The following is a 25,049-nucleotide window of genomic DNA, read 5'->3' as shown; positions in this document are numbered from 1 at the left end:
CCGGCGCCGTCGGAAGCTTTCGCTACGGCGCGGGCAGGGAGACGACGATGTTGTCCGGCCTCGATGCGGCCGGCATGGAGACTTGGCAAGATACGCCTGTCTTGTTGTTGCCGTGATCGCAGCCTGCCCGCGCGGCCGCGACATTGTCAATGGTTCATCTCGCTTTGTCGCGTGCGCTGCATCAATTAGGCGACGGCACACCGGTGACGCCCGCTCGCGCGGGCCGCGTCTGACGCTTGAATTCGAGCCCGATATGGACGAGCAGTGCGGTGACGACGACCGCACCGCCGACGATGGTGCGCGCCGACGGCACCTCGGAATGGATGAGCCAGACCCAGATCGGGCCAAGGATCGGTTCGAACGTGCCGAGCAGCGCCGCGACGGCGGCCGGAACAAGCCGGGCGCCGGTGGCGAAGAAGGCGAGGCCGAGTCCCAGATTGATCACGCCAAAGACAAAGAGAAAGCCCATATCGTGGCTCGAGACGCCGAGGGCCGACCCTTGCGATGCCGCAAAGGCGGCCGCCAGCATCGTGCCGAGGCAAGTCGCCGGGGTCATGCGCACATGGGCAAAGCGGCGCGTGATGACGGTGGCGACCGAGAACATGACGGCGATGAGCAGCGCCAGCCCGTCGCCGATCGGCGATACCGCGCCATCGAGCGATTCCGACACCATGATGGCGACGCCGGCAATGACGGCGGCAATCGCCAACCAGGTCGCCACCGCCACCCGTTCGCGAAACAGCGCCCAGGCAAACAGCGCAGCCAGAAGCGGCACGCCGGCCTGCATCAACAGAATGTTGGCGACGGTGGTATAGGCAAGCGCGACGACGAAAGAGGTCGACGCCGTGGCGAAGCAGAACGCCACCGCAAGGCCGGCCAGGCCCATGCCACGAAACAGCTTCAGCGTGCCACGCCAGCCGTCGCGCCAGACCATGAAGCAGAGCAGGAAGGCAGCGGCCCAGACCGAGCGCCAGAACACCACCGTCCAGCTGTCAGTGTTGTCGATGAAGCGCGCAATTGTGCCGCCAAAACTCCACATCAGCGCCGACAGGAATACCAGCAGGAAACCGACGCGTTCCCCTTGCGGCGACACGATCGGCGAAGCGGCAACCGGAGATGATGCGGTATCGGTCATGGGTGCGACTGTCGGCGAATTCGGAGCAGCACGACGTGCAATGGACGACAGAGACGTGCCTCATTCGCGTAACGCAAAGCAGAAGGCCGGGCGTGATCCAGTTCAATGTTCCGTTTGGCGCACTGATGAGGGCGCCTCGCCCTCGCCCGGCGATGATCCGAGGCGACCTGTCGACGATCGCTTTACGACGTGCCCCTGTTGCCGCGGATAAAGCGCCAGAGACCGGCCAGGGGAACCAGCAGGAGCAGGCCAAACTTTTTCAGCGCGATCAGCGCCACGACCAGAAAACCTGCTTTCGCCGCCAGCTTTCCGGCAATCAGGCCACCGACGCCAATCGCCGCAACCGTATCGACGCCCGGCACGAAATCGGCGTATGTCTTGCCGGTATTGAAGTCCGCGAGGCCAAGCACTTCATCCAGGCTTTGCCTTATCTCCGGCAATTGTTCCACCGTCGCGATATAGCTCATCACGAAGACGCCCTCCCTGCCAAGGAAACGGACGTCGTAGTTGAGCGTATGGGCGGCATCGTTCCCAAATTGCAGCTCCTTGGCCCAGTGAAGGCGCTTGTGGGCCGCGTCATAAACCGGCGGCGACGCCCAGCCGATCAGCGTAATGGGCGCGTAGCCATCCTTTACCCTCTGATCGTTGCCGGACAGAGTGTCTGACTGCATATTGCGCAGCAGTTCATTGTAATCGATGGACGCGGCGTCACTGTCGTCGACGTAACCAATCTTTTCCCAGCGCAGCTCTATCCCCCAATTGTTATCGGCAATGGGATCATGGGAGACTGGAAAGATCATGCCGAGGGCATCAGAACCAGAGTCGGGCGGATTACCCCAGGCTTCGGTGAGGACGGTGAGCGTGTCCTTCTTGTCCAGAAAATAGAACTTGTCCTTGAGATCGAGATGGATGCCTTCGGCAAGATTTATCGCGCCGGTCTTCGGATCGATCTTGTCCAGGAACGCCTTGCCGGCATCATTATACTGTTGATAGGACTTGAAGAAATCCGAGGACTTTTCAGCCAATGCGGGATCGGCCACCGAAAACGCGAGCGCCAAGCCAAGCCAAAAAACTGTCCTGCCCATCATTGATCCCCCGACCGTTGCGCAGTTCTTTTTTTTGATACCGTACTGTCAATGTTGAATCAATATTCGGCTGAATCAATATTTTGGCTGAACCAATATTTTGGCCGACAACAACCAGCTTACTGGTTGCCGCCGCAGGAACAGATGAGGTTCTTCGGTCGAAGATTCAGCCGCAATATTGCTGGAGCCGGATCACTGAAAATCGAATGCCGACAGCCCCGTCACCATCTCATCGAGGCCGAGCGGGCGTGTAACGGGTGGCTCGGCGCGGGCGAGGCAGCCGATGCGCTCGCACAGCCGGCAGGCAGGGCCAACCGGCGTCGCCGTCGCCGTGGCGCTCTGTCCGGTCTTGCCGATGGCGGCGGGCCTCGGCAACGCCGCTCCATAGACGACCTCGTCGCTAAAACCGATGTCGCAGCCGAGCAGCAGCGCGGTGCGGCGCGGCCGCTCGGCAAACGAGCCCGGCGGCCCCTCGAGCGTGCGGGCAATGCAGATAAACGCTGCGCCGTCGGGCATTTCCACCGCCTCGACCAGGATCTGGCCGGGCTGGGCGAAGGCGGCATGGACCGGCAGCCTCGGACAACCGCCGCCGAAGCGGCTTTGCGGAAAGCCGTGGCTGCCCGCCTTGCGGAAGCGATTGCCGGCACTGTCGACCTCGAGCATGAAGAACGGCACACCTGACGCCCCCGGCCGCTGCAGCGTGGCCAGCCGGTTCGCCGCCTGCTCGAACGAAACGCCGAAGCGCGACCGCAACATGTCGATGTCGTAGCGGGTGCGGACCGCAGCGGCGTGAAAAGGCTGATAGGGCATCATCAGAGCGTGCGCGGCATAGCGGCCGAGCTCGAAACGCGCCAGCCGGCGGGCTTCGTCCGTGGTCAGCTTCAGCGCCTGGATCTCGGCGGCGACAGCGACGCTCATGCGGATCAGGCAGGCCTCCATAGCCAGCTCGCGCAACTGATCGAATGGCGACAGGCGCTCGGACAGGAACAGGCGTTGCGAGTGACGGTCATAGCGACGGCGCCAGTTGGGCATGGTGGCGACCGGCAGTACCTTGACGACGATGCCGAATTCACGCCGCAGCCAAGCCTTCAACGCACTGAACAGATCGTCGCCGGGATCGAGCACCGACGTGAATGCCTCGGCTTCCTCTTCGAGCGCGGCAAAATGATTCGGCCGGCGTTCGAAAATCTCATGCACCTCGTCGATCGGCAGCCGGGCACCGGAGAGTGCGGTGGCCTTGCCCTCGCGCGCGAGCAGCTCGTTGAGATCCGATAATCGCTTGGCCTGCTCGCGATAGGCGCGAAACAGTTTTATCACAGCGGCGGACGCGTTGGGCGCCGCCTCGGCAAGCTCGATGAGTTCCTGGTCGCCCGGCAGTTCGCCGGCCAGCAACGGATCTGAAAACACTTCCTTCAAATCGGCGACCGATCCCCGCGCCTCGCCTTGCAGTTCGTGCGGGTCGACCTTGTAGACGGATGCCAGCCTCAGGATCAGTTGCACCGTCAGCGGCCGCTGGTTGCGCTCGATGAGATTGAGATAGGACGGCGAGATGCCGAGCCCTTCGGCCATCGCCGTCTGGGTTAGCCCCTTGGCGTTGCGGATGCGACGAATGCGCGGCCCGGCGAAGATTTTATGGTCGGCCAATCGACTGCCCTTGACAGAAATTTACATCCGCCGATGGCATGGCGGCTTTTACAATCATGACAGATTTACAGCTCCCATTAGTCAAACACAACACAGGTTTTCCCTTATTTTCTGGCTAATCTGGAGGTTTACCTCGCTTGCGTCGTGCCGGCGTGTAAATGATGTCACACATGGCGCACACATTTTTCCCTCTGCGACGCCATCCGAAAACCGGCATCAAACCCGCCTGGAGTGACCAATGACCGACTTTTACAACCTTGTCCCGTCGGCGCCGCAAGGCCGCTTTGATGGCATCGAGCGGCCCTATTCGCCGGAGGAGGTGAAGCGGCTGCGCGGCTCGGTGCAGATCCGGCAGAGCCTCGCCGAAATGGGGGCAAACCGGCTGTGGCGGCTCATCCATGAAGAGGATTTCGTCAACGCGCTGGGTGCCATGTCGGGCAACCAGGCGATGCAGCAGGTGCGGGCCGGGCTGAAGGCGATCTATCTGTCGGGATGGCAGGTCGCCGCAGATGCCAACACCGCTTCCGCCATGTACCCGGACCAGTCGCTCTATCCCGCCAATGCGGCGCCCGAACTGGTCAAGCGCATCAACCGCACCCTGCAGCGCGCCGACCAGATCGAGACTTGCGAAGGTAAGGGGCTGTCGGTCGACACCTGGTTCGCGCCGATCGTCGCCGATGCGGAAGCCGGCTTCGGCGGGCCGCTCAACGCCTTCGAGATCATGAAGGCATTCATCGAGGCGGGTGCGGCCGGCGTCCATTACGAGGACCAGCTGGCTTCGGAGAAGAAATGCGGCCATCTCGGCGGCAAGGTGCTGATCCCAACCGCCGCACACATCCGCAATCTCAACGCGGCGCGCCTTGCCGCCGACGTCATGGGCACGCCGACACTGGTCGTGGCGCGCACCGACGCGGAAGCGGCAAAGCTCCTGACCTCCGACATCGACGAACGCGACCGGCCCTTCGTCGATTATGGCGCCGGCCGTACGGCGGAGGGCTTCTACCATGTCAGCAACGGCATCGAGCCCTGCATCGCCCGTGCCGTCGCCTATGCGCCCTATGCGGACCTGATCTGGTGCGAGACCTCCAGGCCCGATCTGGGGCAGGCCAGGACGTTTGCCGAGGGCGTGCGCAAGCATCATCCAGGCAAGCTGCTTGCCTATAATTGCTCGCCGTCTTTCAACTGGAAGAAGAATCTCGATGACGCGACGATTGCGAAGTTCCAGAAGGAACTCGGCGCCATGGGTTACAAGTTCCAGTTCATTACGCTGGCCGGTTTCCACCAGCTCAATTTCGGCATGTTCGAGCTCGCCCGCGGCTACAAGGAGCGGCAGATGGCAGCCTATTCGGAACTGCAGGAGGCGGAATTCGCCGCGGAAGCCAATGGCTACACCGCCACCAAGCACCAGCGCGAGGTCGGCACCGGCTATTTCGACGCCGTCTCGATGGCGATCACCGGTGGCCAGTCTTCGACCACGGCCATGCATGGATCGACCGAGCACGCCCAATTCAGGCCGGCGGCGGAATAGCGGACAAACAGAGGGAACGCCCAAACTGGCATGGCAACACAACAGGCACGGCAAAACAGGGAGAAGACCAATGGCATCGATAAGCCGCGTCAAGGAACGGGCCGAAGAGCAGGCCACCAGCATGAATGTCGACCAGCAGGCGACCATCCGAATGTTGGCGAACGATCTGCACAGGCTCAATCAGTCGGTAATGAAGGCGGTCGAGGCCGGCGTCTCGGTCGAACTGGTGCGCTCGGCACGGCACCATGGCGGCGACGGCAACTGGGGCGACCTGCTGATCCCGGTCATCGTCACGCAACGGAGCCACGACTGATGAATTCTACCGCACCGCGCCTTTTTTGAGCGCATGTTATCGCACGCCGCACGCCGCGGCTCTGCCTAGTCCGGCAGAGCCGCTAGTGCAACGATTTCAATGACAAGATCAGGCTGCGCAAGTGCTGCAACGCCGATAACTTCCGAGGGCGGCGGGTTGTTGTAGCTGCAGTGCTTCGGGCAGTGCTCGGCAAAGAATTCGTCCAGGACGTCCAGGCGAAAATTGGGAGAGCTCAGAACGCCGCCATCGGGAAATGGCCCCTTAACAAAGAAGGTCAGCCTGATGAGATGGTCGAGCGCAGTGCCAAGCTCTTCCAGGTCTGATTTGATGTTGGTGAGAATTTCGCGCCACTGCGCGGCCGCACCGCCGACGGCGCCGCCGCCGCTTTTGCCGATCGGATCGTAGTCCTCGACGGTCGCGGTGTTTCCGGAAAGATAGACAAACCCCTTTGCGCCGGTAACGACCGTACCCTTTCCCCACGGCATCAACCGGCCATTTTTGAATTTCTTGTGAGTCACGAGTTCCATTGTCATCTCCCGTCGATCAAAGAGACGTGCTTAGCCAACGAGGAAGGGTAGTCCGCCGAGACGATACGACAAGCTCGCGACAGACCTGCCTCGCCTTCATCCAATCTTTCGTCAACCCGGCTACGGCTGCGAGTTGGTCGTTCGCGCTGCAAAGCTAAAGTTCACTGGAGCCTGCCCGGTTGTGGTGCAACTTCTCCTTCGGGCGGCGACAAAGAAAGCACTTAATTTTAATTTTAATGTTTCTTGCGATATTCTCCTGATATGCCATTTGAGCTTGACATGAGCAGTGATCTCACGCCAATTACCGCTCGAGTTTCAACCCTGCATTGAAATGTTGAACAACGGCCTGCCCCGCATGTGCCCAGCGAATCGCGATATCGAGCCTGCAAAACAGCCGCCTTTCGTTAGCCGGGACATGGAGACGCGGATGCTGCCGGATTTCTCGCGGGTGCTGGTGGTCGGAAAATCACCGATCAACCGCGTCGTGGTTTCAAAAATCGTGGAGCGGTCCGGCCTCAAACCGATCTCGGAAACTCCCGAAACCGCGGCAAAGGCCTTGCAGGCGCTGATACCGGGGACTGTCGTTCTCGACGGCGGAGCGGAGAACGGGGACTGCGACGCCTTGCTGTCGGGTATCGATGCACTGCGAAGGGCGTCAGGCAGATCGCTTCCGTCGGTGATCCTGCTTTCGGTCAAGACCGGCACTCCGGAGAGCCTGGGCCTGTCGAGCGTCGTCGATGTGGTGGTCGTCAAGCCGATCACCACCGAACGGCTGCAGCCGGTGATTGACCGGCTGGTCGGGGTCGGCCGCAACTGACCTCTACGGCGACGCGCCGACCGCAGACCTGATCAATCAATCTCGCCGATACGCTCGATCAGGCCTGGCAGTTCACCGAGATTGGCTATCTGGCGAAAGCGCGGTGCTGAGACCGGCGGCTCGACATGCTCCAGCACCCAGGTCAGTTCATGCGGCACGTGGATGCCCCAAGTGCCGGCTTCGATGGCCGGCACGACGTCCGATTTGAGCGAGTTGCCGACCATCATGCCCTTTTCCGGGCCATCGCCGTGGCGGCTGAAGATGCGGCTATAGGTGGCAGCGCTCTTGTCGCTGACGATTTCGACCGCATGGAACAGCGCTCCCAGTCCGGATTGCGCCAGCTTGCGTTCCTGGTCGAACAGGTCGCCCTTGGTGATCAGCACCAGGCGGTAGGCGCCGGCCAGCTTTTCCACGGTCTCGCGCGCATACGGAAGCGGCTCGATCGGATGGCTGAGCATCTCGCGGCCCGCGGCGAGAATTTCGGCGATCGTTGAGGCCGGCACCTGGCCCTCGGTGACCTCGATAGCCGTCTCGATCATCGACAGCGTAAATCCCTTGATGCCGAAGCCGTAGACCGCGAGGTTGCGCTTCTCGGTCTCCAACAACCTTGCTGAAATCCGGTCCTCCTCGGCGTGATCGGCGAGCAGTGCGGCAAAGCGCTTCTCGGTCATGCGGAAGAACTGTTCATTCTGCCACAGCGTGTCATCGGCGTCGAAGCCGATCGTCGTCAGTTTGCGGCTGTGTTGCATGCGGCCCATTAATTGCAGCGTTGCGGGAGGCCGACCCTAGACCAGGAGGCTTTTATCCGGAAGTCGTTGTGTTTCCCCGATTATCGAGGCGCATGCCAGCCAGCTCCCCTTCCCTTCCGTCGTCGGCAACAGCTATACTCCACAATCTGCAACAAATCTGGTGATTGATGCCGCCTGCAAAAAAGGAAGTCCGTCCGTCGAGCCGCGGAGGACGCGCCCGCACGCCTGCCTTCGTGAAAAACCAACGTGGCGTCAAGAACTGGAAAGAAGTCAGCGCCTGGCTAGAATGGCGCGGCATCGAAGACATCGAATGCATCACGCCCGACCAGGCCGGGGTTGCGCGCGGCAAGATGATGCCATCGAAGAAATTCACCTCCAATACCTCGCTGGCACTGCCTTCGGCGGTGTTCATGACGACGATTTCCGGCGGCTATCCGGAGGACGGCAACGGCTTCCACTATCCGGAGGACGATGGCGACCTCAAGCTGATGCCTGACCTCTCGACGCTGACCGTGGTGCCGTGGGAGGAGGACCCGACGGCGGCGGTTATCTGCGACCTCGTCCACCAGGACGGCCGCTCGGTCGAGTTCACGCCGCGCAACGTGCTGAAGCGCGTGCTCGCTGCTTATGACAGACGCGGGCTGAGACCGGTCGTGGCGCCTGAGATCGAGTTCTACCTGGTGCGCAAGAACCCCGATCCGGACTACCCGCTCACCCCGCCTGTCGGGCGCTCCGGGCGGCCGATCGGCGGCGGCGCCGGCTATTCGATCGCCGGGGTCAACGAATTCGACGAACTGATCGACGACATCTATCATTTCTCCGAAAGCCAGGGCCTGGAGATCGACACGCTGATCCACGAGGAGGGCGCCGGCCAGCTCGAAATCAATCTGCGTCACGGCGACCCGATCGAGCTCGCCGACCAGGTGTTCATGTTCAAGCGCACCATCCGCGAGGCGGCGCTGAAGCACGAAATCTACGCCACCTTCATGGCCAAGCCGATCCAGGGCCAGCCCGGTTCCGCCATGCATATCCATCAGTCGATCATCGACAAGAAGACCGGCAAGAACGTCTTTTCGGCGGAGGACGGCTCGGAGACCGACGCCTTCTTCCACTTCATCGGCGGCATGCAGAAACATGTGCCGAACGCGCTGGTGATGTTTGCGCCCTACGTCAATTCCTACCGGCGGCTGACGCAGTCGGCCTCGGCGCCGGTCAACAACAAATGGGGCTACGATAACCGGACCACGGCCTTCCGCGTGCCCCGCTCCGACCCGGCGGCGCGGCGCGTCGAAAACCGCATTCCCTCCTCTGACGCCAACCCCTATCTGGCGCTGGCGGCATCGCTCGCCTGCGGGCTGATCGGCATGACCAACAAGATCCAGGCCGAGCCGCCGGTTCTGACGACCGCCAACGAGGACCAGATCGACCTGCCGCGCAGCCTGCTCGAAGCCGTCGACCTGTTCGAGGCCGACGAGGAACTCTGCGCCCTGCTCGGCAAATCCTTCGCAGCGACCTATGCGGCGATCAAGCGAGCGGAATTCGAGACCTTCATGGAAGTGATCAGCCCGTGGGAGAGGGAGTATTTGCTGCTGAATGTGTGAGTAGTGAGTAGTCATTAGTGAGTAGTGAACGGGGCTGGATCGCACCAAGACCGTTACTGTCCGTTCCTATTCACCAACTACTACTCATTACTCACTATTTCTCTCCGCCTCTGCAAAAATCTCCGAGTCTTGGCTGCATCATGCCCTACCAATCCCCAATCTCCCCCGGCCGCTCCTGGTACGAAGACACCGCCGGGCCAAGGCCCGAATATCCGGCGCTCGACGGCGACCGGACATGCGATATGGTGATCGTCGGCGGCGGCTTTACCGGCCTGTCGGCGGCGGCTCACCTAGCCAAGACAGGCTCAGATGTCGTGCTTATCGAAACGCATCGTTTCGGTGATGGCGCATCGGGCCGCAATGGTGGCCAGCTCGGCACCGGACAGCGGGCCTGGGCAGAGGAGCTGGAAGCGGAATACGGCTTTCCCCGCGCCAAGGCGCTGTTCGACCTGGCCGAAGAGGCCAAGGCGCATCTGCTCGACTTCGCCGCGGTGAACCAGATCGAGATCGACTATATGCCCGGCCAAATGTCGGTGGCGCACAAGAAGCGCTATGTCGACGACTACAAGGCTCATGCCGAGATCATGGCAAACCGGTTCGGTTATCCGCACATCTCATTCATGGATGCCGCGGAGACTGCCGAGCGGCTCGGCTCGACGCATTATTTCGGCGGCACCCGCGATACCGGCACCGGCCACATCCATCCGCTGAAGCTGGTGATCGGCACCGCGAAAGTCGCGACGCAGGCCGGCGCAAAGCTTTTCGAGCAGACGCCGTCGACCGGCATCACCTCCGGCGGCGGCAAGGTCAGGGTTGCGACGCCGAAGGGCACGATCACCGCCGCTAAATGCCTGATCGGGGTCAACGCCTATGGCGGCACGCTCGAACCGGTGAGTGCCGCGCATATCATGCCGATCGGCTCCTTCATCGGTGCAACGGTGCCGCTGGGAGCCGATTCCAAAGTGTTGCCGGGTGGCGAGGCGGTCGACGATTCGCGCTTCGTCGTGCGCTATTTCCGCAAATCGAAGGATGGGCGGCTGCTGTTTGGCGGACGCGAGATCTACGCGGTCAACGATCCCAAGGACATCCACATCCACATCCGCCGGCAGATCGCCGAGATCTATCCGTCATTGAAGGACGTCGAGATCACCCATGGCTGGGGCGGCTATGTCGGCATCACCGTGCCGAGAAAGCCGTTCGTGCGCGAAGTGATGCCCAATGTGATCTCGATCGGCGGTTATTCCGGCCATGGCGTCATGCTGTCGAACTTTTTCGGCAAGCTTTATGCGGAGACGGTCGCCGGCAACCGCGACCGGCTGAAGCTGATCGAGGACCTGAAAATTCCTCCCTTCCCCGGCGGCCGGCGTTTGCGCGCGCCATTGCTCTTTCTTGCGCTCAACTGGTACGCGTTGCGGGACAGGATTTAACCAGACGTTGCAGAATCCTTAACCTGGGCGCAGAATTCCCGCCAAGGGCGCAGTGATGCCACAATCGCGGGCGAAAGATGATGCTCGTGGGCAGCTGAACGGGGAATTTTGCGGGCTTGCCCGCTTTTGGTTTGGGACCGATGCCGATCGAAATGCCGGCTCTCCGGCAAGGGGTCGTAAGAACATCGGCCCGCAAATGGAGGTGGCAAGAGTGAAAGAGCCCTTCAGTTTCGGCGCGCCGGAACGACGGCGCCTTGCGATGCAATTCGGTTACGATATGCGGCCGACGTTCTGGCATGGGGTCCGGTCGAACGCGCATCTGGTAATCGCCGCGCTTGGCACGGCCGCACTGCTCGGCGTTGCCGCGGTGGCACTGTGGCTGGCATTGCCGGCAAATGAGCGACAAGCGGCCGCAAGCCCTGGGCAGATCGTTCCGACCATCCCGGTCAAGACGACGAAGATCATGCCTGCCAAGGTCGCTGCGGCGCCGCGGACGACGGGCAAGGCAGATGCGGTTTCCCCGGCGGTTGCCGCGGCGGAAGCCGAGATACCGGCGCTGGCTCCCAATGATCCGCGCTGGACGGGGCCAAAGACGGCATCGGCCGCCGCCACGGCAGCATCCGACCAACTGGCAAGCCAGACCGAGCAGGCGGCCGATAAATCGTCCGCCGCGGTGGCGTTTGCTGACCCGGCAGCGAAGCCCGACGCTGCGGCACTGTTTGCCAAAGTGGCGGCTCCCGGCAGCTCGACGAAAAACACAGGGCCTGACGGTGCTCAGACCGCCGCCATCCCCACACCCAAGCCGCAACTGCCGGCGGCGCAGTCCGCGAGTGAGGACGGCGACGGTACCAAGGCAAAATCCGGAAAAGCCAATACTGCGGGTACCGGACGCATCCTGAGATCCGTCACCATGCGGATCGGCCCGAAGAAGAATGCTGCCGCCATTCTCACCGTGCCTGCCAAGACCTCGGTGCAGGTGATGAGCTGCAAGCAATGGTGCCAGATCGTCTACAACGGTAAGCGCGGCTGGGTGTACAAGAGCTACGTCAAAACCGGGGCGTAAGGCCGGCACAGCGATCGCGGGTGGCTCGCCATCAGCCAGTCCTGCGCCTGAGGACCCGGCCGTTCAAATACAACGTCCGCCGTCGACTTCCAGCGCCACGCCAGTGATGAAAGCCGCTTCGTCCGAAGCAAGCCAAAGCGCGGCATTGGCAATATCGAGCGGCGTCGAAAGCCGGCCGAGCGGGATGGATGCGCGGAACTTCTCGCGGATCTCGGGTGTGTCGGCGCCCATGAATTTCGCGAGCATGCCGGTCTCGCCGGCAACTGGGCAGAGGCAGTTGACGCGGATGTTCTTCGGCGCGAGTTCCACCGCCATCGATTTGGTCGCGGTGATCGCCCAGCCCTTCGATGCGTTGTACCAGGTGAGGCCAGGCCGCGGCCTGATACCGGCCGTGGAGGCCGTCGTCAGGATGACGCCACCGCCTTGCCGTTCCATGACCGGCACCACGGCAAGCGCTGCGTGGTAGATCGCCTTCATGTTGACAGCTGTGATCAGGTCGAAGGTCGCTTCGTCGACTTCCAGCATTTCACCGTTGCGATGGGTGTAACCGGCATTGTTGACTATGATGTCGATGCGGCCGAAGGCGCTCATTGCGGCATGGACCATGTCGTCGAATTCGGACCGCAGCGAGACGTCGGTCTGGGTCCAGATCGCCTTTTCGCCGATCTCGCCGGCAACGCGCTCCGCGCCCTTGGCGTTCAGATCGGCGACGACTACCCGCGCGCCCTCCTCGGCAAAGCGCCTGGCCATGCCCTCGCCAAAGCCCGAGGCAGCGCCGGTGATGATGGCGACTTTGTTTTGCAGGCGCATGCTTTTCTCACTCATCGTTGAAGGCGATCGACGACGCCTTTGGCCAAGCCATCGAAAGATGTGTGTCCATCGCCGATTTCTCCTTTGGCTTTCGCTGCCATCCGGCACTATGCTGCACCTGCGAAGGTTCCGGAAGCATCGCTTGCCGACAAGCCTCCGGCTAGCGCCCCGTGTCAAGAGCACACGCGGATGTGACGCAATGGCACTGGCAAGTTTAAATCGATTAGATTATATCAGCCGCGTTATCGCGACCGGCGTCACAGCGGACAGACCATGACCAGCCAGATCATTCCCGTCGACCCCTTCGACTTCATCATTTTCGGCGGCACCGGCGACCTGTCGGAACGTAAGCTTCTGCCGTCGCTGTACCACCGGCAGCGCGACCACCAGTTTTCCGAGCCGACGCGCATCATCGGCACATCACGTTCGAAGATGACCGACGAGGAATTCCAGTCGTTCGCCAGGCAGGCGATTGCCGATCATGTGAAACCGGAGGATATCGACGCCACGGAACTGAAGACGTTCCTCGCGCGGCTCTCCTATGTCCCGGCAGATGCAACCACAGGTGCCGGCTTCGACAGGCTGAAGAAGGCGATCGGCGACAGCGAACACATCCGCGCTTTCTATCTGGCGGTGGCGCCGGCGCTGTTCGGCGACATCTCGCACAAGCTGAAGGAGCACGGGCTGATCACGCCGAATTCGCGCATCGTGCTGGAAAAGCCGATCGGCCGCGATCTCGCTTCGGCGCGCGCGCTCAACGACCTGGTCGGCGACGACTTCCATGAAAGCCAGATTTTCCGCATCGACCACTATCTCGGCAAGGAGACGGTTCAGAATTTGATGGCGCTGCGCTTTGCCAACGCGCTCTACGAGCCGCTTTGGAATTCCGCCAATGTCGATCATGTGCAGATCACCGTGGCCGAAACGGTCGGCCTGGAAGACCGCGTCACCTATTACGACAAGGCCGGCGCATTGCGCGACATGGTGCAGAACCACATGCTGCAGCTGCTCTGCCTGGTCGCGATGGAGGCGCCGTCGTCGATGGACGCCGATGCTGTCCGTGACGAAAAGCTGAAGGTGCTGCGGGCGCTGAAGCGCATCAACGGCAACGAAGCGCCGAAGCACACGGTGCGCGGGCAATACCGTGCCGGCGCCTCGGCCGGCGGGCCGGTGAAAGGCTATGTCGAGGAACTCGGCAAGAACAGCAACACCGAGACTTTCGTTGCGCTCAAGGCCGAGATCGGCAACTGGCGCTGGGCGGGCGTGCCGTTCTACCTCCGAACCGGCAAGCGGCTTGCGACCCGCGTTTCGGAGATCGTCATCGAATTCAAGCCGATCCCGCACTCGATCTTCGGCGAGAGCGCCGGGCCGATCTCCGCCAACCAGCTGGTCATCAGGCTGCAGCCCGACGAAGGCGTCAAGCAGTTCATCATGATCAAGGATCCGGGGCCGGGCGGCATGCGGCTGCGCCAGATCCCGCTCGACATGAGTTTTGCGCAATCCTTCGACGGCCGCGCCCCCGATGCCTATGAGCGGCTGATCATGGACGTCATCCGTGGCAACCAGACGCTGTTCATGCGCCGCGACGAGGTCGAGGCGGCGTGGAAATGGATCGACCCGATCCAGGACGCCTGGGAAAGCGGCAGGCAAGAGGCGCAAGGCTACACCGCCGGCACGTGGGGCCCCTCGGCCTCGATTGCGCTGATCGAACGCGACGGGCGGACATGGCACGAGAGCAATTAGGCGGCGCCTACAACTGGCACGAATTTGCCGGACGCCAGGAGCTGGCGACAGCGCTTGCCGGCCACGTCGCCGGCCGTCTGTCAAAGGCGATCGCCGAGCGCGGCACGGCACTGCTCGCGGTCTCGGGCGGCACGACGCCGGCGAAATTCTTCGCGGCGCTTTCGACCGTTCCGATCGCCTGGGAAAAGGTGACGATAACATTGGTCGACGAGCGCTTCGTGCCGCCCTCATCGCCGCGCTCCAATGCCGGCCTGGTTGCCGCCAACCTGCTGCAGAACGCGGCCGCGGCCGCGAATTTCGTGCCGCTCTACCGCGCCGCGGCAAGTATCGAGGGTGCAGCGGTCTCCGACGGTGAGGCGCTGCAAGTGCTGCCCTGGCCACTCGACGTCGTTGTGCTCGGCATGGGAACTGATGGCCACACCGCCTCGTTCTTTCCGGATGCCGACAACCTGGCAAGATTGCTCGATCCGTCGTCGCAAAGGATCGTGCTTCCGGTTCACGCGGCAAGCGCCGGCGAGCCACGGCTGACGCTGTCATTGGCGCGGATCATCAATGCCGCCTTCATCGCGCTGCATATCGAGGGCGCGGAAAAACGCACCGCATTCGAGGCCGCGCTTGGAACTGGAACACGAAAGCCCATTCGCGCCGTGCTCGATGCCACTCAAAAGCCCGTAGAGGTTTTCTGGGCACCCTGATCTCAACTTGGCTGCAGGTCCCGGCAACAGCCGGAAGGTATTTGCGGGACCTCGCCTGAAAGGACCGACCGCCATGACCGCAAGACGCGACATCGAAGCCATCACCCAGCGCATCCGTGAGCGCTCCAAGCCCGGTCGCGAGGCCTATCTCGGCCGCATCGCCGAAGCCTCGAACCGCACCGCCAACCGGGCCGTGCTGTCCTGCGGCAACCTGGCCCACGGCTTTGCCGTGGGCAGCCCTTCCGAAAAGGTGGCGCTTGGCGGCGACCGGGTGCCGAACCTCGGTATCATCACCTCCTATAACGACATGCTGTCGGCGCATCAGCCTTTCGAGACATTCCCGGCGCTGATCAAGGACGCGGCGCGCGAGGCCGGCGGCATCGCCCAGGTGGCCGGCGGCGTGCCGGCGATGTGTGACGGCGTCACCCAGGGCCAACCCGGAATGGAGCTGTCGCTGTTCTCGCGCGACGTGATCGCCATGGCCGCGGCAATCGGCCTGTCGCACAACATGTTCGATGCCGCCGTCTATCTCGGCGTCTGCGACAAGATCGTGCCGGGGCTGGTGATCGCGGCGCTGACCTTCGGCCATCTGCCGGCGGTCTTCATCCCGGCCGGGCCGATGACGACCGGCATTCCGAACGACGAAAAAGCCAAGATCCGCCAGCTCTATGCCGAGGGCAAGGCGGGGCGGGCCGAACTGCTCGAAGCGGAATCAAAATCCTATCACGGGCCGGGAACCTGCACTTTCTACGGTACCGCCAATTCCAACCAGATGCTGATGGAGATCATGGGCCTGCACACGCCTGGCGCTTCCTTCGTCAATCCCGGCACGCCGCTGCGCGACGCGCTGACCAGGGAAGCGACCAAGCGGGCGCTGGCGATCACCGCGCTCGGCAACGCCTACACGCCGGTCGGGCGGATGATCGATGAGCGCTCGATCGTCAACGGCATCGTCGGCCTCCACGCCACCGGCGGTTCGACCAACCACACCATCCACCTGATCGCCATGGCGGCGGCGGCCGGCATCGCCATTACCTGGCAGGATATTTCCGACATCTCGGAAGCCGTGCCGCTGCTGGCGCGGGTCTATCCGAACGGCCTTGCCGATGTGAACCACTTCCACGCCGCCGGCGGGCTCGGCTTCCTGATCCGCGAACTGCTCGACGCAGGCATCCTGCACGAGAATGTCCAGACGGTGTGGGGCGAAGGGCTGCGCCCCTACGCGGTCGAGGCCAAGCTCGGTGCGGACGGCGGCGTCGTGCGCGAGGCTTCGCCGCGCGAGAGCGGGGACGAGAAGGTGCTGGCGCCGTTCAAGAAGGCGTTCCAGCCGAGCGGCGGTCTGAAAGTGCTTTCGGGCAATCTCGGCCACGCCGTCATCAAGACATCGGCGGTCAAGCCGGAGCGGCGCGTCATCGAGGCGCCGGCCAAGGTGTTCGACAGCCAGCAAGGCCTGAACGAGGCGTTCAAGGCGGGGTCGCTGACCGGCGACTTCATCGCCGTCATTCGGTTCCAGGGACCGAAGGCCAACGGCATGCCGGAATTGCACAGGCTGACCACCGTGCTCGGCATCCTGCAGGACCGCGGCCAGCATGTGGCGTTGGTCACCGACGGCCGCATGTCGGGCGCTTCAGGCAAGGTGCCAGCGGCGATCCACGTGACGCCGGAAGCGGCGGAGGACGGGCCTATCGCCAGGATCCATGACGGCGATATCATCAGGCTCGACGCCGAGGCCGGGACGCTGGAGGTACTGGTGCCAGCCGGCGATTTCGCACTGCGCCGCCCCGCGGACAGCGACCTCATAGGCAATGAATTCGGCTTCGGCCGCGAGCTTTTCGCCGGGTTCCGGCAGTTGGTGGGACGCGCCGACCATGGCGCCAGCGCCTTCGGTACGGCGTGACTTTTCGACCATGGAAGAGCGGCTGGTGGCCGCTCTCCCTTATATCTACTGAACGGTCAGCTCGGCTCGCGCGCCGGCCCTGACCGTTACCGTGCCTTCCCTCGAGCTGTTGTCCGATTTCTCCGAAACCACCGCGTAGTCGCCGGCCGACAGGGTGGCTTGATACTTTTGGTCGTAGGCGTAGCCGACCGACTTGCGGGTTCCGTCGATGGCCTTCCTGGCCTCGAATATCTCGATCTTCGAGGCCCCTGGCGCGGTTATCGTCAGCATGCCGGCGTTCATCGCGATCTTCAGATCCTGATGGTCGCCAACCTTGACGCTGAACGGCTGCTCGGCCACCGCAAGGTCGACCGTCGCGACCATTACATAATCGTCGGGCGGCAGATCGAACTTGCTGTCCGGACCGTAGGCATAGGTCACCTCCTGCCTGGTTCCGTCGATGTTCTTTTTCGCCTGGAGCACCTTGAAGCCGACGCCAGAACCCTCGGCCTTGTCGCCGCCGGCAGCATAATAGGCGTTGGCGACGATACGCCCGACGCCGACGATGATGTCCTTGTCGATGACCCTGCCGGCGGCAAGCGGGATCGTCTCGATAACCATGCCCTGGCCGATCGTGACCGTCACCTTCTGGTCACCGGCCGGCAGCACGACTTTCGTGTCACCGTAGTAGGTCGGCGGGGTGTCGACGCCGGGATAGCCGATTACGACAGCCGCGCCGTCATCAACGTCCGCTCCTTCGCTTGGCCGCGGGTGGATGACCAGCGTGCCGGCATTCAGGTTGAAGTGCGGTTTGGCGACCTGGCCAGGCTCTATCTTGATCTTCTGTTCGGCCCTGGCCTCGCCGGCACGCGCGACGACGATATAGTCGCCCGGCTCCAGATTGCCCTTGTAGGTGCCATATTCGGTGGTGACGGGATCGCCGCGCGTGCCGTCGGAATTCGCCTTGTAGATCTCCCAGGCATTGCCGTCGGTGACGGGATCGCCACCCTCGGCAAGCACGACGGTGGGCACGAAATTGGACTCCGCCGGCTGGGCGGGCGCCGGCTGGGGAGCAGGCTGCGGGGCGGGAGTCGGTTCAGGGGCGGGTGGCGGAGGCGCAACGGTCTCGACGAGGGCGTCCTGCAATGCCTTTTCATCCGACGCTTCGATATATTTGCCGCCGGTATTGTCGGCGAGGCAACCGACCTGCTTGCCCTCGGCCGCCGTCAGGCCGAAGCCGACGACATTGACGGTGAAGTCGACGCCAGCAGCCTCCAGTTCCTTGCCGAGCGCACAGGGATCGCCGCTACATGTCTCGATGCCATCGGTGATGAGAACGACCGTCGCCTTGTCCTCGGTGTATTTCAATGCTTCCGCCGCTTGCTTGACCGCAGCGGTCAGCGGCGTCTTGCCCTGAAATTTCAAGCTGTCGGCCGCGGCTGAGATCGCACTTGCCGAGCCTGCCTGCGGTGGCACGATGAGTTCGATGTCGTCGCAACTGGCCTTCTCGCGATGGCCATAGGCCATGAAGCCTATTTCCTCCTCGGCCGGGACCGATTGCAGCACGTTCCGCAGCGATTGACGGGCGATTTCGAGCTTGGGCTTGCCGTCGATCTGCGCCCACATCGAGCCGGAGGCATCGAGAACGACGATGACGCGATCGGCGGCGAAGCCGAACCCCGTCGTCCACAGCAACAAGGCCGCCGCAGCGACGCTCTGCACAAATCCCGCCATCAAAAATCTCCCCCGTCAGTCGCCGCCGCTCGGCGCCGGAAAGCTATTTGACGCCGGGTCGCGACACAAGCCCGGACGGAGTACGAAGCTGCGTCGCCTCTCTGCCAAACCCTCAATAGGCCGTGCGGCGTTCATCGGAAGGCGGCCGGCCGAATTGCAGCCGGTAGCTCTGGGCAAAATAGGAATGCGAGGTGAAGCCGGTGGCGATTGCCACGTCGAGGATCGGCATGTTGGTCTGGCGCAGCAATTCGCGCGCCCGCTCGAGCCTGAGCCGCATATAATAGCGCCCGGGCGTCACACTGAGATGGCGCAGGAACAGGCGCTCGACCTGGCGCACCGACAGGCCCGCCGACTTGGCGAGCTGCACCGCCGACAGCGGCTCGTCGAGATGGTCGGCCATCAGCTCGACGATGCGGCGCAGCTTCTCCGACTTGCCGGTGAGGTCGCGTTCCGGGCCGACGCGCTGGCGGTCCCCGGCCGAGCGGATGCGCTCATGCTGGAACTGGTTGGCGACGCCATTGGCGAGGCTCGAGCCGAAATCACCGCGCACGATCTCCAGCATCAGGTCGATCGATGTGGTGCCGCCGGCGCAGGTGTAGCGCTTGCGGTCGATCTCGAAGACGTTGCCGGTGCAGTTGATGTCCGGAAAGCGTTCGAGGAAGCCGGCGCGGTTTTCCCAATGGATGGTGCAGCGATAGCCATCGAGCTGGCCTGCTTCGGCAAGCAAATAGGAGCCGACCGAAAGCGCGCCGAGCGCATTGCCGCGCCGGCCCCAACTGCGCAGCGCTGCCAGCACCTTGCTCTTGCCCGGAAATTCCGTCGTCAGCCCGACCGAGACGAACAGGATATCGACCGGCGGCAGATCGGCGACGGCGTAGTCGATCTTGAGCGGCAGGCCGTTGGACGCCATGACGGCATCGCCGTCGGCCGACACCGTCGTCCAGCCATAGAAATCGCGGCCGAGCAGCCGGTTCGCCGACCGGAACGTGTCGATTGCCGCGGCCAGCGAGAACATAGAGAACTTGTCGACCAGCAGAAACCCGAACTGCCGGCCGCCCTGAACGGGATCATTGGTGACCGGCCGTTCTAAGGGAACAGTGAGGTTCGGCAAGGACGCTGCTTTCTGGTCAGAAGGAAGGCCGTTTCAACCCGGCCGCGAGATAGGCGGAAGCTAGCGTGTTGGCCATCAGCATGGCAATGGTCATCGGTCCGACGCCGCCAGGCACCGGCGTGATGGCGCCGGCCGCCGTCGCTGCTTCGGCAAAGGCGACATCGCCGACGAGGCGGGTCTTGCCTTCACCCTTCTCAGGTGCGGCGATGCGGTTGATGCCGACGTCGATGACGGTTGCGCCAGGCTTGACCCAGTCGCCGCGGACCATTTCGGGCCGGCCGACGGCTGCAACTAGAATATCGGCGGTGCGGGCAAGCGCCGGCAGGTCCCTGGTGCGGCTGTGTGCGATAGTGACGGTGCAGTTGGCGGCAAGCAGAAGATTGGCCATCGGTTTGCCGACGATGTTCGAACGCCCGACGACGACCGCATTGAGGCCGGACAGGTCCTTGCCACGCACCCGTTCGATCAGCAGCATCGAGCCGGCCGGCGTGCAAGGCACGAAGGCGGTCTCAAGCTCGCCGGTGCCGAGCTTGCCGACATTGATGAAGTGGAAGCCGTCGACATCCTTCTCCGGCGCGATGGTCTGGATGATCTTGCCGGCGTCGATATGGCCGGGAAGCGGAAGCTGCACCAGGATGCCGTTGATGGCCGGATCGGCATTGAGCTGGCCGATGATCTTCAAAAGGTCCGGCTCGGAGGTTTCGGCCGGCAGTGTGTGCTGAACCGAATGGAAGCCGCATTCCTTGGCGGTACGGGATTTGGATGCGACATAGACCTGGCTCGCCGGATCCTCGCCGACGATGACCACCGCGAGACCGGGCTGCTGCCCACCTTTTTCCGCTAGTTCGGCGGTCAGTGTCTTGACCCGCCGCACCACGTCTTCGGCGACGCTTTTTCCGTCAATCAACTCGGCCATGAACCACCCTCGACGCCTATTGCTAAGCCTGCCGCATCCATGCGGCGTGCTCCAGATATGTTTTTATGCAGGTCGTTGCCCAGAACCATGCGCGGGCGGGCGGACATGCAGCGCGGCATTTTCACGAAAATCGAGCCGGGCAATCCCGTCAATGCGCCGTCCCATGCCGTTAACTCGAAACCGGCATGTTTTATTCGACGCTCAGAAATAGCGGCGATGCGTGCGGTTTTCGGTGAGCTCGCGAACCGCCTCGCGGAATTCGCGCAGGCTGGCGCGGATTTCCTCGATCTGGCTTTGCTGATCGGCGGCTTCCGAGGCCTGAATTGCGTCCCTCGACCAGGCCTGAGTATGTGCCGAATGCGGCGGCGTGGGTTGCTGCGGATACGGTGCCCGACCGGCATAGAGCGGCTGCGGGTAGAAGGCAGGCGACATGGCTGCGCTTGAGTTTGTCGCGGTGGAAGTTTCACCCGACGTCATCTCCTCCTGCGCTCTGCCGGGCATGAGCCGGCCCAGCGCCGACAACACGGCACCGATTGGACCCGGCCGTTTGGTGCGCGCGACCTCGAGCAGAGCGAGAGGCGGCGCTGCCGGGTATGCGGCGCGATCGGCGGAACCGGAATCGGGGCCGTCAAGGGAGCCTACGGGGTCGAAAAATGCATCGGCAGCTGTAGCCTCTTCCATCAGTATGGGGCCGGCCTTTGACGCATCAGGATGGGGCTGGCCTATGCCTGCGGCTGCCAACAGGATCGGGCTGGCACGCGCTTCGCGGCGCGAGCGGGCCAGACGATGGCGTGTGGCGGCATCCTCGCGCCATGACCGGGCTGTACGGTCCTCCAGGGAAACCAGCGCTGCTTCGTCTTCGTCGCGCGCTGCCTCGACGAACGACAGCAGGGACTGCTCGTTCCTCCAGTGTTCACGATTATTCCTATAAGCCATGGTTTCTGGAGCTTCCCCCTCGGGCTGGGACGTAGCGACCGCCACTGGTTAAGCGATGCTAAACAGGCATAGGAAATAAAAGGTTAATGTGGTCGCCGCGCCCCTGCGCGACTACATGCGCATCCCAACCGCAAGGTCCGGGTTTCCGCCTGATCACGGTCCCAAAAGGGCTTCCCCGCCCTGCCGCGAACGTCTATGGGGAAGCCATCTCTATGGAGGCTTTCGATGACGATCAGGCTTGTTCTCGCCGGTTGCGGCAATATGGGCTCCGCCATGCTCTCGGGCTGGCTGAAAGCCGGCAAGCTCGCTCCGGCTGCGGTGTTCGTGGTCGAGCCCAATGCCGAGTTGCGCAAGCGTGCCGAAGCACTGGGCTGCTCTGCTGCCGCGGACGCCGGCGCCATCCCGGCGGACGCCGTGCCGGCCCTCGTCGTCATTGCGGTCAAGCCGCAGGTGATCCGTAACGTGACGGCTGGCTACATCCGCTTCAACGATGGCCGAACCACTTTCCTCAGCATCGCCGCCGGGACGCCGGTCGCTACGTTCGAAGGCATTCTCGGCGATCGCGCGCCGATCCTGCGCTGCATGCCCAATACGCCGGCGGCGATCGGCAAGGGCATGATGGTGGTGTTTTCCAACAGGCTGGTTTCCGACGAGACTAAACGTTTCGTCGCCGACCTGCTCTCGGCGAGCGGGCAAGTGGCCGATATCGACGACGAGGGCCTGATGGACGCGGTGACGGCGGTCTCCGGGTCGGGGCCGGCCTATATCTTCCACTTCATCGAAGCGCTGACCGTGGCCGCCGAGAAGGCTGGCCTGCCTGGCAAGGTCGCAAAGCTCCTGGCCATGCAAACGGTCTACGGCGCCGCCTCGCTTGCCGCCGAAAGCGGCGAGGAGCCCGGCGTGCTTAGACAGCAGGTGACCAGCCCCAACGGCACCACGGCTGCCGCCCTTGCCGTGCTGATGGGCGAGGACCGTCTGACGCGCCTGCTCACTGAGGCGGTGGAAGCGGCGCGGCTGCGGTCGATCGAACTGGGGAAGTAACAGCTGATTTCGGATTACGCGAGATCGGTATGCGAAAAGTCGTTGCCCTTGTAGAGCAGTGCGGAGCCATGACTTTTTGCGCAAGCATAAGAAAGGCAGTCGGCTAAGTTGAGCTGGGCGGGATGTCCGCGCCCCTTTCCGTAATCTGAAAATGTATGGATTGCGAGCTTGGCATCGCTGGCGTCGATAGGCACAATTTCGATTTCAGCCTCGCGAAGAAACGCCTCTATCGCATCTCCGGCGACAACCGGCGGCACGGCAAGCATGGTCGAAAGCCGCATCGCCGCTTCAAGCACCACCAACGCCGAAGTTATTCTTGCGGGCGCTGCCTCGATTCGGTTGCTCCACTCGCGGGCATCCTCTTCGCCTGAAAGAATCGCGACAACCACGGAGGTGTCGACGAACATCAGGAATGGCTCCACATCTCATCGATCTCATCCTTCGTCATAGCCCGACCATCTTGGCCTGCCTTGGCCTTGAAGTCGTTGGCAATGGCAGCAAGCCGCTCGGCCAAGGGAATGCGTCCGCTCTCCCGCTTCAACTCGGATTCAAGCGCTTCGATGACCGCTTCCGTCATAGAAATCTTGCGTTTGGCAGCAAGCTCTCGCGCCAGTTCGCGTGCGCGCGGATCCCTGATCTGAAGATTCATGTAATCGCCTCCGCCTTCATCGTCACTACAATATAGCGAATTCGTCATGACAAAGCCAGTGCTCGGCCGGAGGCCATTGCGACGGCTCACCGGTCGAGAGCCTTACGCTCCATACAGCATCCCGTCCTGCAGCCGGCGCAAGGCGAACAGCCTGGTCGTCGGGTCGGGCGCGGCATTGTCGGCGGTGAGCAATTCGCCTTTCCGCACCTGTTTCAGCACCTTGCCGCCTTCGAGCAGGCCGACGGGCACGGCGCGATGGGCGCGGGCTTCTTCGACGGTCATGGTCCAGGAGCGGTAGCAGGTCTCGCCGATCGCATCGAACGTCTCGCCCGTCGCCAGATCGCGCTTGGCCACGGCGCAGACCTCGGCCACCGGCCGTGGCAGCGGCACCATGTCGGGCTTGCCATAAAGCGCGATGCGAGCGGCCGTCAGCGGCACTTCCAGCGAGGTCAGATGGTAGGGCCTGAAGAAGCTGTAATAGGGGCCGTGGCCGATATGCAGATCGTCCATGCGCTCGATGATGCGCGGATGCGTCGCCTCGACGATTACGAAGACGCCGGGCGCCACGCCCTTGCCGACGGTGTAGTCGACGACGCCGTTCTTCGACAGGATGCCGCCCTGCTCGCGCGGGATCAGCACCTTGACCAGCTCGTCGCGATCGGCCTTGGGGCCGTGCATGCCGGGAACGTCGGGCACCAGCCCGGTGGCGTTGGCAATGGCGCACATCTCAACCATGGTTTTCGAGCCGTCGACGAACTCGACCAGCATGCGCGGATTCATGTTGCGGCGTAGCGCTTCCTCGCGATAGTCGTCGGGAACGGCGTCGTGGTTGAGCGGGTTGTTCTTGCCCTTGCCGGCGGAGACGATGGTGTAGCCGAGCGCCGAGGCGAACTCGATCAGCTCCATGCAGCTCGACGGCTCGTCGCCGGCGCCGACCGAATAGACGACGCCGAGCCGGTCGGCCTGCTGCTTCAGATAGCAGCCGATAGTGACGTCGGCCTCGACATTCATCATCACCAGATGCTTGCCGTGCTGCATCGCCATCAGGTCGAAATCGGCGGCGACGCCGGGCTTGCCGGTAGCATCGATGACGACATCGATAAGCGGATTGGTGACCAGCATTTCGTTCGAGGTTATGGCGATCTTGCCGCTTTCGATCACCTGGCTGAGCTTCGACGGCGTATCGGCCTCCCGTGCCATCGCCTCGTCGCCATAGGCGATGCGGATGGCATCACGCGCCGTATGCGGGCGGCGCGTCGAGATCGCGCAAACCGAAATGCCCGGCATCAGCATGCCTTGCGTCACCAGGTCGGTTCCCATCTCGCCGGAACCTATGACGCCGATGCGCACCGGGCGGCCTTGTGCGGCGCGCTTGGCAAGATCGCGGGCAAGCCCGGTCAAGGCGACATTGGTCATGCGAGAGCGTCCACTGCTTTAAGTCTTTGTTTGCGCATGTCGCTGTCCCAAAACCGCGGCACACTTGGGCAACATGCATCAGGATGCGGGAATAGCAGGGAACGGTAACGGTTTGCCAACGAAACCGGCCGCCGGCGGTGTTTTCTTGCGCTTGGCCCCAAAATCGGATTGCTTTCTGTGAAGACAATGCACCCGGCCAAAGTGTTACCGACGGTCCTGTGGGCCTAACGTCC

Annotated in this window: 23 protein-coding genes; 10 read left to right on the top strand and 13 right to left on the bottom strand. The window is 62.9% G+C overall.

All coding sequences use genetic code 11. The features are described from left to right. Window positions 1–181 precede the first annotated feature (181 nt). The 3 genes from NKH42_RS09475 to NKH42_RS09465 all read right to left on the bottom strand — a co-directional run bounded on the left by NKH42_RS09475 (window position 182) and on the right by NKH42_RS09465 (window position 3,864). Window positions 182–1,135, bottom strand: coding sequence for a DMT family transporter (locus tag NKH42_RS09475; protein WP_352508666.1), 954 nt, complete (start codon window positions 1,133–1,135; stop codon window positions 182–184). Between the two features lie 182 nt (window positions 1,136–1,317). After that, entirely contained in the window at window positions 1,318–2,220 is a 903-nt protein-coding gene (locus NKH42_RS09470; protein ID WP_352508665.1) for a DUF2167 domain-containing protein, read from the bottom strand. 192 nt (window positions 2,221–2,412) lie between these two features. After that, complete coding sequence (locus NKH42_RS09465) at window positions 2,413–3,864, bottom strand: helix-turn-helix domain-containing protein (protein WP_352508664.1); 1,452 nt, start codon at window positions 3,862–3,864, stop codon at window positions 2,413–2,415. Window positions 3,865–4,102: 238 nt separating this feature from the next. Here NKH42_RS09465 and aceA point away from each other — a divergent pair, with 238 nt between their 5' ends. Further along, window positions 4,103–5,392 (top strand): isocitrate lyase, encoded by a 1,290-nt coding sequence (gene aceA / locus NKH42_RS09460; RefSeq protein ID WP_352751539.1) that lies wholly within the window; start codon window positions 4,103–4,105, stop codon window positions 5,390–5,392. A 70-nt stretch (window positions 5,393–5,462) separates the two neighbouring features. Further along, the gene (locus NKH42_RS09455) at window positions 5,463–5,705 is read left to right on the top strand and encodes an SMc00767 family acetate metabolism repressor (RefSeq protein WP_023719402.1); all 243 of its coding nucleotides are present in this window, start codon (window positions 5,463–5,465) and stop codon (window positions 5,703–5,705) included. Window positions 5,706–5,770: 65 nt separating this feature from the next. Here the strand turns inward: NKH42_RS09455 and NKH42_RS09450 are convergent, their stop codons facing one another. Beyond that, window positions 5,771–6,232, bottom strand: coding sequence for a RidA family protein (locus NKH42_RS09450; RefSeq protein ID WP_254819286.1), 462 nt, complete (start codon window positions 6,230–6,232; stop codon window positions 5,771–5,773). 427 nt (window positions 6,233–6,659) lie between these two features. Between NKH42_RS09450 and NKH42_RS09445 the strand changes: the two genes are divergently transcribed. After that, window positions 6,660–7,049 carry an ANTAR domain-containing protein gene (locus NKH42_RS09445; RefSeq protein WP_254819285.1) on the top strand — a complete coding sequence of 130 codons (390 nt, stop codon included), beginning with the start codon at window positions 6,660–6,662 and terminating at the stop codon, window positions 7,047–7,049. A gap of 32 nt (window positions 7,050–7,081) precedes the next feature. On the opposite strand, the gene NKH42_RS09440 is transcribed toward NKH42_RS09445, so the two are convergent. Next, window positions 7,082–7,798, bottom strand: coding sequence for an HAD family hydrolase (locus NKH42_RS09440; RefSeq protein WP_352974057.1), 717 nt, complete (start codon window positions 7,796–7,798; stop codon window positions 7,082–7,084). Between the two features lie 167 nt (window positions 7,799–7,965). On the opposite strand from NKH42_RS09440, the gene NKH42_RS09435 reads away from it, so the two are divergent. From NKH42_RS09435 to NKH42_RS09425, 3 genes are all read left to right on the top strand, one after another. Next, on the top strand, window positions 7,966–9,399 hold the full coding sequence (locus NKH42_RS09435; RefSeq protein WP_352475854.1) for a glutamine synthetase family protein: 1,434 nt from the start codon (window positions 7,966–7,968) through the stop codon (window positions 9,397–9,399). Between the two features lie 140 nt (window positions 9,400–9,539). Continuing rightward, complete coding sequence (locus tag NKH42_RS09430; protein WP_352688454.1) at window positions 9,540–10,826, top strand: NAD(P)/FAD-dependent oxidoreductase; 1,287 nt, start codon at window positions 9,540–9,542, stop codon at window positions 10,824–10,826. Window positions 10,827–11,037: 211 nt separating this feature from the next. Then, the gene (locus NKH42_RS09425) at window positions 11,038–11,889 is read left to right on the top strand and encodes an SH3 domain-containing protein (RefSeq protein ID WP_352688452.1); all 852 of its coding nucleotides are present in this window, start codon (window positions 11,038–11,040) and stop codon (window positions 11,887–11,889) included. 63 nt (window positions 11,890–11,952) lie between these two features. Here NKH42_RS09425 and NKH42_RS09420 read toward each other — a convergent pair whose 3' ends face one another. Next, complete coding sequence (locus tag NKH42_RS09420) at window positions 11,953–12,699, bottom strand: SDR family oxidoreductase (protein ID WP_352751537.1); 747 nt, start codon at window positions 12,697–12,699, stop codon at window positions 11,953–11,955. Between the two features lie 273 nt (window positions 12,700–12,972). Between NKH42_RS09420 and zwf the strand changes: the two genes are divergently transcribed. The 3 genes from zwf (at window position 12,973) to edd (ending at window position 17,034) form a co-directional block, all read left to right on the top strand. Next, the gene (gene zwf / locus NKH42_RS09415) at window positions 12,973–14,442 is read left to right on the top strand and encodes a glucose-6-phosphate dehydrogenase (RefSeq protein WP_254819279.1); all 1,470 of its coding nucleotides are present in this window, start codon (window positions 12,973–12,975) and stop codon (window positions 14,440–14,442) included. After that, a complete protein-coding gene (gene pgl / locus NKH42_RS09410) occupies window positions 14,424–15,137 on the top strand; it encodes a 6-phosphogluconolactonase (RefSeq protein ID WP_254819278.1) in 714 nt (237 codons plus the stop codon). The genes zwf and pgl overlap by 19 nt, the downstream gene beginning before the upstream one ends. Before the next feature lie 73 nt (window positions 15,138–15,210). Beyond that, window positions 15,211–17,034 carry a phosphogluconate dehydratase gene (edd, locus tag NKH42_RS09405; protein WP_352974048.1) on the top strand — a complete coding sequence of 608 codons (1,824 nt, stop codon included), beginning with the start codon at window positions 15,211–15,213 and terminating at the stop codon, window positions 17,032–17,034. 45 nt (window positions 17,035–17,079) lie between these two features. Here the strand turns inward: edd and NKH42_RS09400 are convergent, their stop codons facing one another. The 4 genes from NKH42_RS09400 to NKH42_RS09385 all read right to left on the bottom strand — a co-directional run bounded on the left by NKH42_RS09400 (window position 17,080) and on the right by NKH42_RS09385 (window position 21,710). Next, window positions 17,080–18,747 carry a vWA domain-containing protein gene (locus NKH42_RS09400; RefSeq protein WP_352508653.1) on the bottom strand — a complete coding sequence of 556 codons (1,668 nt, stop codon included), beginning with the start codon at window positions 18,745–18,747 and terminating at the stop codon, window positions 17,080–17,082. 112 nt (window positions 18,748–18,859) lie between these two features. After that, window positions 18,860–19,858 (bottom strand): GlxA family transcriptional regulator, encoded by a 999-nt coding sequence (locus NKH42_RS09395; RefSeq protein WP_352508652.1) that lies wholly within the window; start codon window positions 19,856–19,858, stop codon window positions 18,860–18,862. Window positions 19,859–19,874: 16 nt separating this feature from the next. Further along, a complete protein-coding gene (folD, locus tag NKH42_RS09390; RefSeq protein ID WP_352475861.1) occupies window positions 19,875–20,774 on the bottom strand; it encodes a bifunctional methylenetetrahydrofolate dehydrogenase/methenyltetrahydrofolate cyclohydrolase FolD in 900 nt (299 codons plus the stop codon). Between the two features lie 201 nt (window positions 20,775–20,975). Beyond that, window positions 20,976–21,710 (bottom strand): hypothetical protein, encoded by a 735-nt coding sequence (locus tag NKH42_RS09385; RefSeq protein ID WP_352688444.1) that lies wholly within the window; start codon window positions 21,708–21,710, stop codon window positions 20,976–20,978. A gap of 225 nt (window positions 21,711–21,935) precedes the next feature. Between NKH42_RS09385 and proC the strand changes: the two genes are divergently transcribed. Then, the gene (gene proC, locus NKH42_RS09380; protein ID WP_352508650.1) at window positions 21,936–22,751 is read left to right on the top strand and encodes a pyrroline-5-carboxylate reductase; all 816 of its coding nucleotides are present in this window, start codon (window positions 21,936–21,938) and stop codon (window positions 22,749–22,751) included. A 14-nt stretch (window positions 22,752–22,765) separates the two neighbouring features. Here the strand turns inward: proC and NKH42_RS09375 are convergent, their stop codons facing one another. The 3 genes from NKH42_RS09375 to NKH42_RS09365 all read right to left on the bottom strand — a co-directional run bounded on the left by NKH42_RS09375 (window position 22,766) and on the right by NKH42_RS09365 (window position 24,816). Beyond that, window positions 22,766–23,158, bottom strand: a complete 393-nt coding sequence (locus NKH42_RS09375; RefSeq protein ID WP_352508649.1) for a type II toxin-antitoxin system VapC family toxin — start codon at window positions 23,156–23,158, stop codon at window positions 22,766–22,768. Further along, on the bottom strand, window positions 23,158–23,400 hold the full coding sequence (locus NKH42_RS09370) for a type II toxin-antitoxin system VapB family antitoxin (protein ID WP_352508648.1): 243 nt from the start codon (window positions 23,398–23,400) through the stop codon (window positions 23,158–23,160). Before NKH42_RS09370 ends, NKH42_RS09375 begins: the two co-directional genes overlap by 1 nt. Before the next feature lie 102 nt (window positions 23,401–23,502). Then, window positions 23,503–24,816, bottom strand: coding sequence for an NAD(P)H-dependent oxidoreductase (locus NKH42_RS09365; protein ID WP_352508647.1), 1,314 nt, complete (start codon window positions 24,814–24,816; stop codon window positions 23,503–23,505). Window positions 24,817–25,049 lie beyond the last annotated feature (233 nt).

Source organism: Mesorhizobium sp. M1142 (assembly GCF_040318565.1).
In the GTDB taxonomy this organism is placed as follows: Bacteria; Pseudomonadota; Alphaproteobacteria; order Rhizobiales; family Rhizobiaceae; genus Mesorhizobium.
The sequence above is the reverse complement of the archived record's forward strand: the minus strand, read 5'-3'. Positions and strand labels throughout refer to the sequence as shown.

Bases quoted from the DNA above. Each gene is read 5' to 3' on its own strand.
- NKH42_RS09475 (WP_352508666.1), bottom strand. From the start codon at position 1,135: ATGACCGATACCGCATCATCTCCGGTTGCCGCTTCGCCGATCGTGTCG.
- NKH42_RS09470 (WP_352508665.1), bottom strand. From the start codon at position 2,220: ATGGGCAGGACAGTTTTTTGGCTTGGCTTGGCGCTCGCGTTTTCGGTG.
- aceA (WP_352751539.1), top strand. From the start codon at position 4,103: ATGACCGACTTTTACAACCTTGTCCCGTCGGCGCCGCAAGGCCGCTTT.
- NKH42_RS09455 (WP_023719402.1), top strand. From the start codon at position 5,463: ATGGCATCGATAAGCCGCGTCAAGGAACGGGCCGAAGAGCAGGCCACC.
- NKH42_RS09450 (WP_254819286.1), bottom strand. From the start codon at position 6,232: ATGGAACTCGTGACTCACAAGAAATTCAAAAATGGCCGGTTGATGCCG.
- NKH42_RS09445 (WP_254819285.1), top strand. From the start codon at position 6,660: ATGCTGCCGGATTTCTCGCGGGTGCTGGTGGTCGGAAAATCACCGATC.
- NKH42_RS09440 (WP_352974057.1), bottom strand. From the start codon at position 7,798: ATGCAACACAGCCGCAAACTGACGACGATCGGCTTCGACGCCGATGAC.
- NKH42_RS09435 (WP_352475854.1), top strand. From the start codon at position 7,966: ATGCCGCCTGCAAAAAAGGAAGTCCGTCCGTCGAGCCGCGGAGGACGC.
- NKH42_RS09430 (WP_352688454.1), top strand. From the start codon at position 9,540: ATGCCCTACCAATCCCCAATCTCCCCCGGCCGCTCCTGGTACGAAGAC.
- NKH42_RS09420 (WP_352751537.1), bottom strand. From the start codon at position 12,699: ATGCGCCTGCAAAACAAAGTCGCCATCATCACCGGCGCTGCCTCGGGC.
- zwf (WP_254819279.1), top strand. From the start codon at position 12,973: ATGACCAGCCAGATCATTCCCGTCGACCCCTTCGACTTCATCATTTTC.
- pgl (WP_254819278.1), top strand. From the start codon at position 14,424: ATGGCACGAGAGCAATTAGGCGGCGCCTACAACTGGCACGAATTTGCC.
- edd (WP_352974048.1), top strand. From the start codon at position 15,211: ATGACCGCAAGACGCGACATCGAAGCCATCACCCAGCGCATCCGTGAG.
- NKH42_RS09400 (WP_352508653.1), bottom strand. From the start codon at position 18,747: ATGGCGGGATTTGTGCAGAGCGTCGCTGCGGCGGCCTTGTTGCTGTGG.
- folD (WP_352475861.1), bottom strand. From the start codon at position 20,774: ATGGCCGAGTTGATTGACGGAAAAAGCGTCGCCGAAGACGTGGTGCGG.
- NKH42_RS09385 (WP_352688444.1), bottom strand. From the start codon at position 21,710: ATGGCTTATAGGAATAATCGTGAACACTGGAGGAACGAGCAGTCCCTG.
- proC (WP_352508650.1), top strand. From the start codon at position 21,936: ATGACGATCAGGCTTGTTCTCGCCGGTTGCGGCAATATGGGCTCCGCC.
- NKH42_RS09375 (WP_352508649.1), bottom strand. From the start codon at position 23,158: ATGTTCGTCGACACCTCCGTGGTTGTCGCGATTCTTTCAGGCGAAGAG.
- NKH42_RS09370 (WP_352508648.1), bottom strand. From the start codon at position 23,400: ATGAATCTTCAGATCAGGGATCCGCGCGCACGCGAACTGGCGCGAGAG.
- NKH42_RS09365 (WP_352508647.1), bottom strand. From the start codon at position 24,816: ATGACCAATGTCGCCTTGACCGGGCTTGCCCGCGATCTTGCCAAGCGC.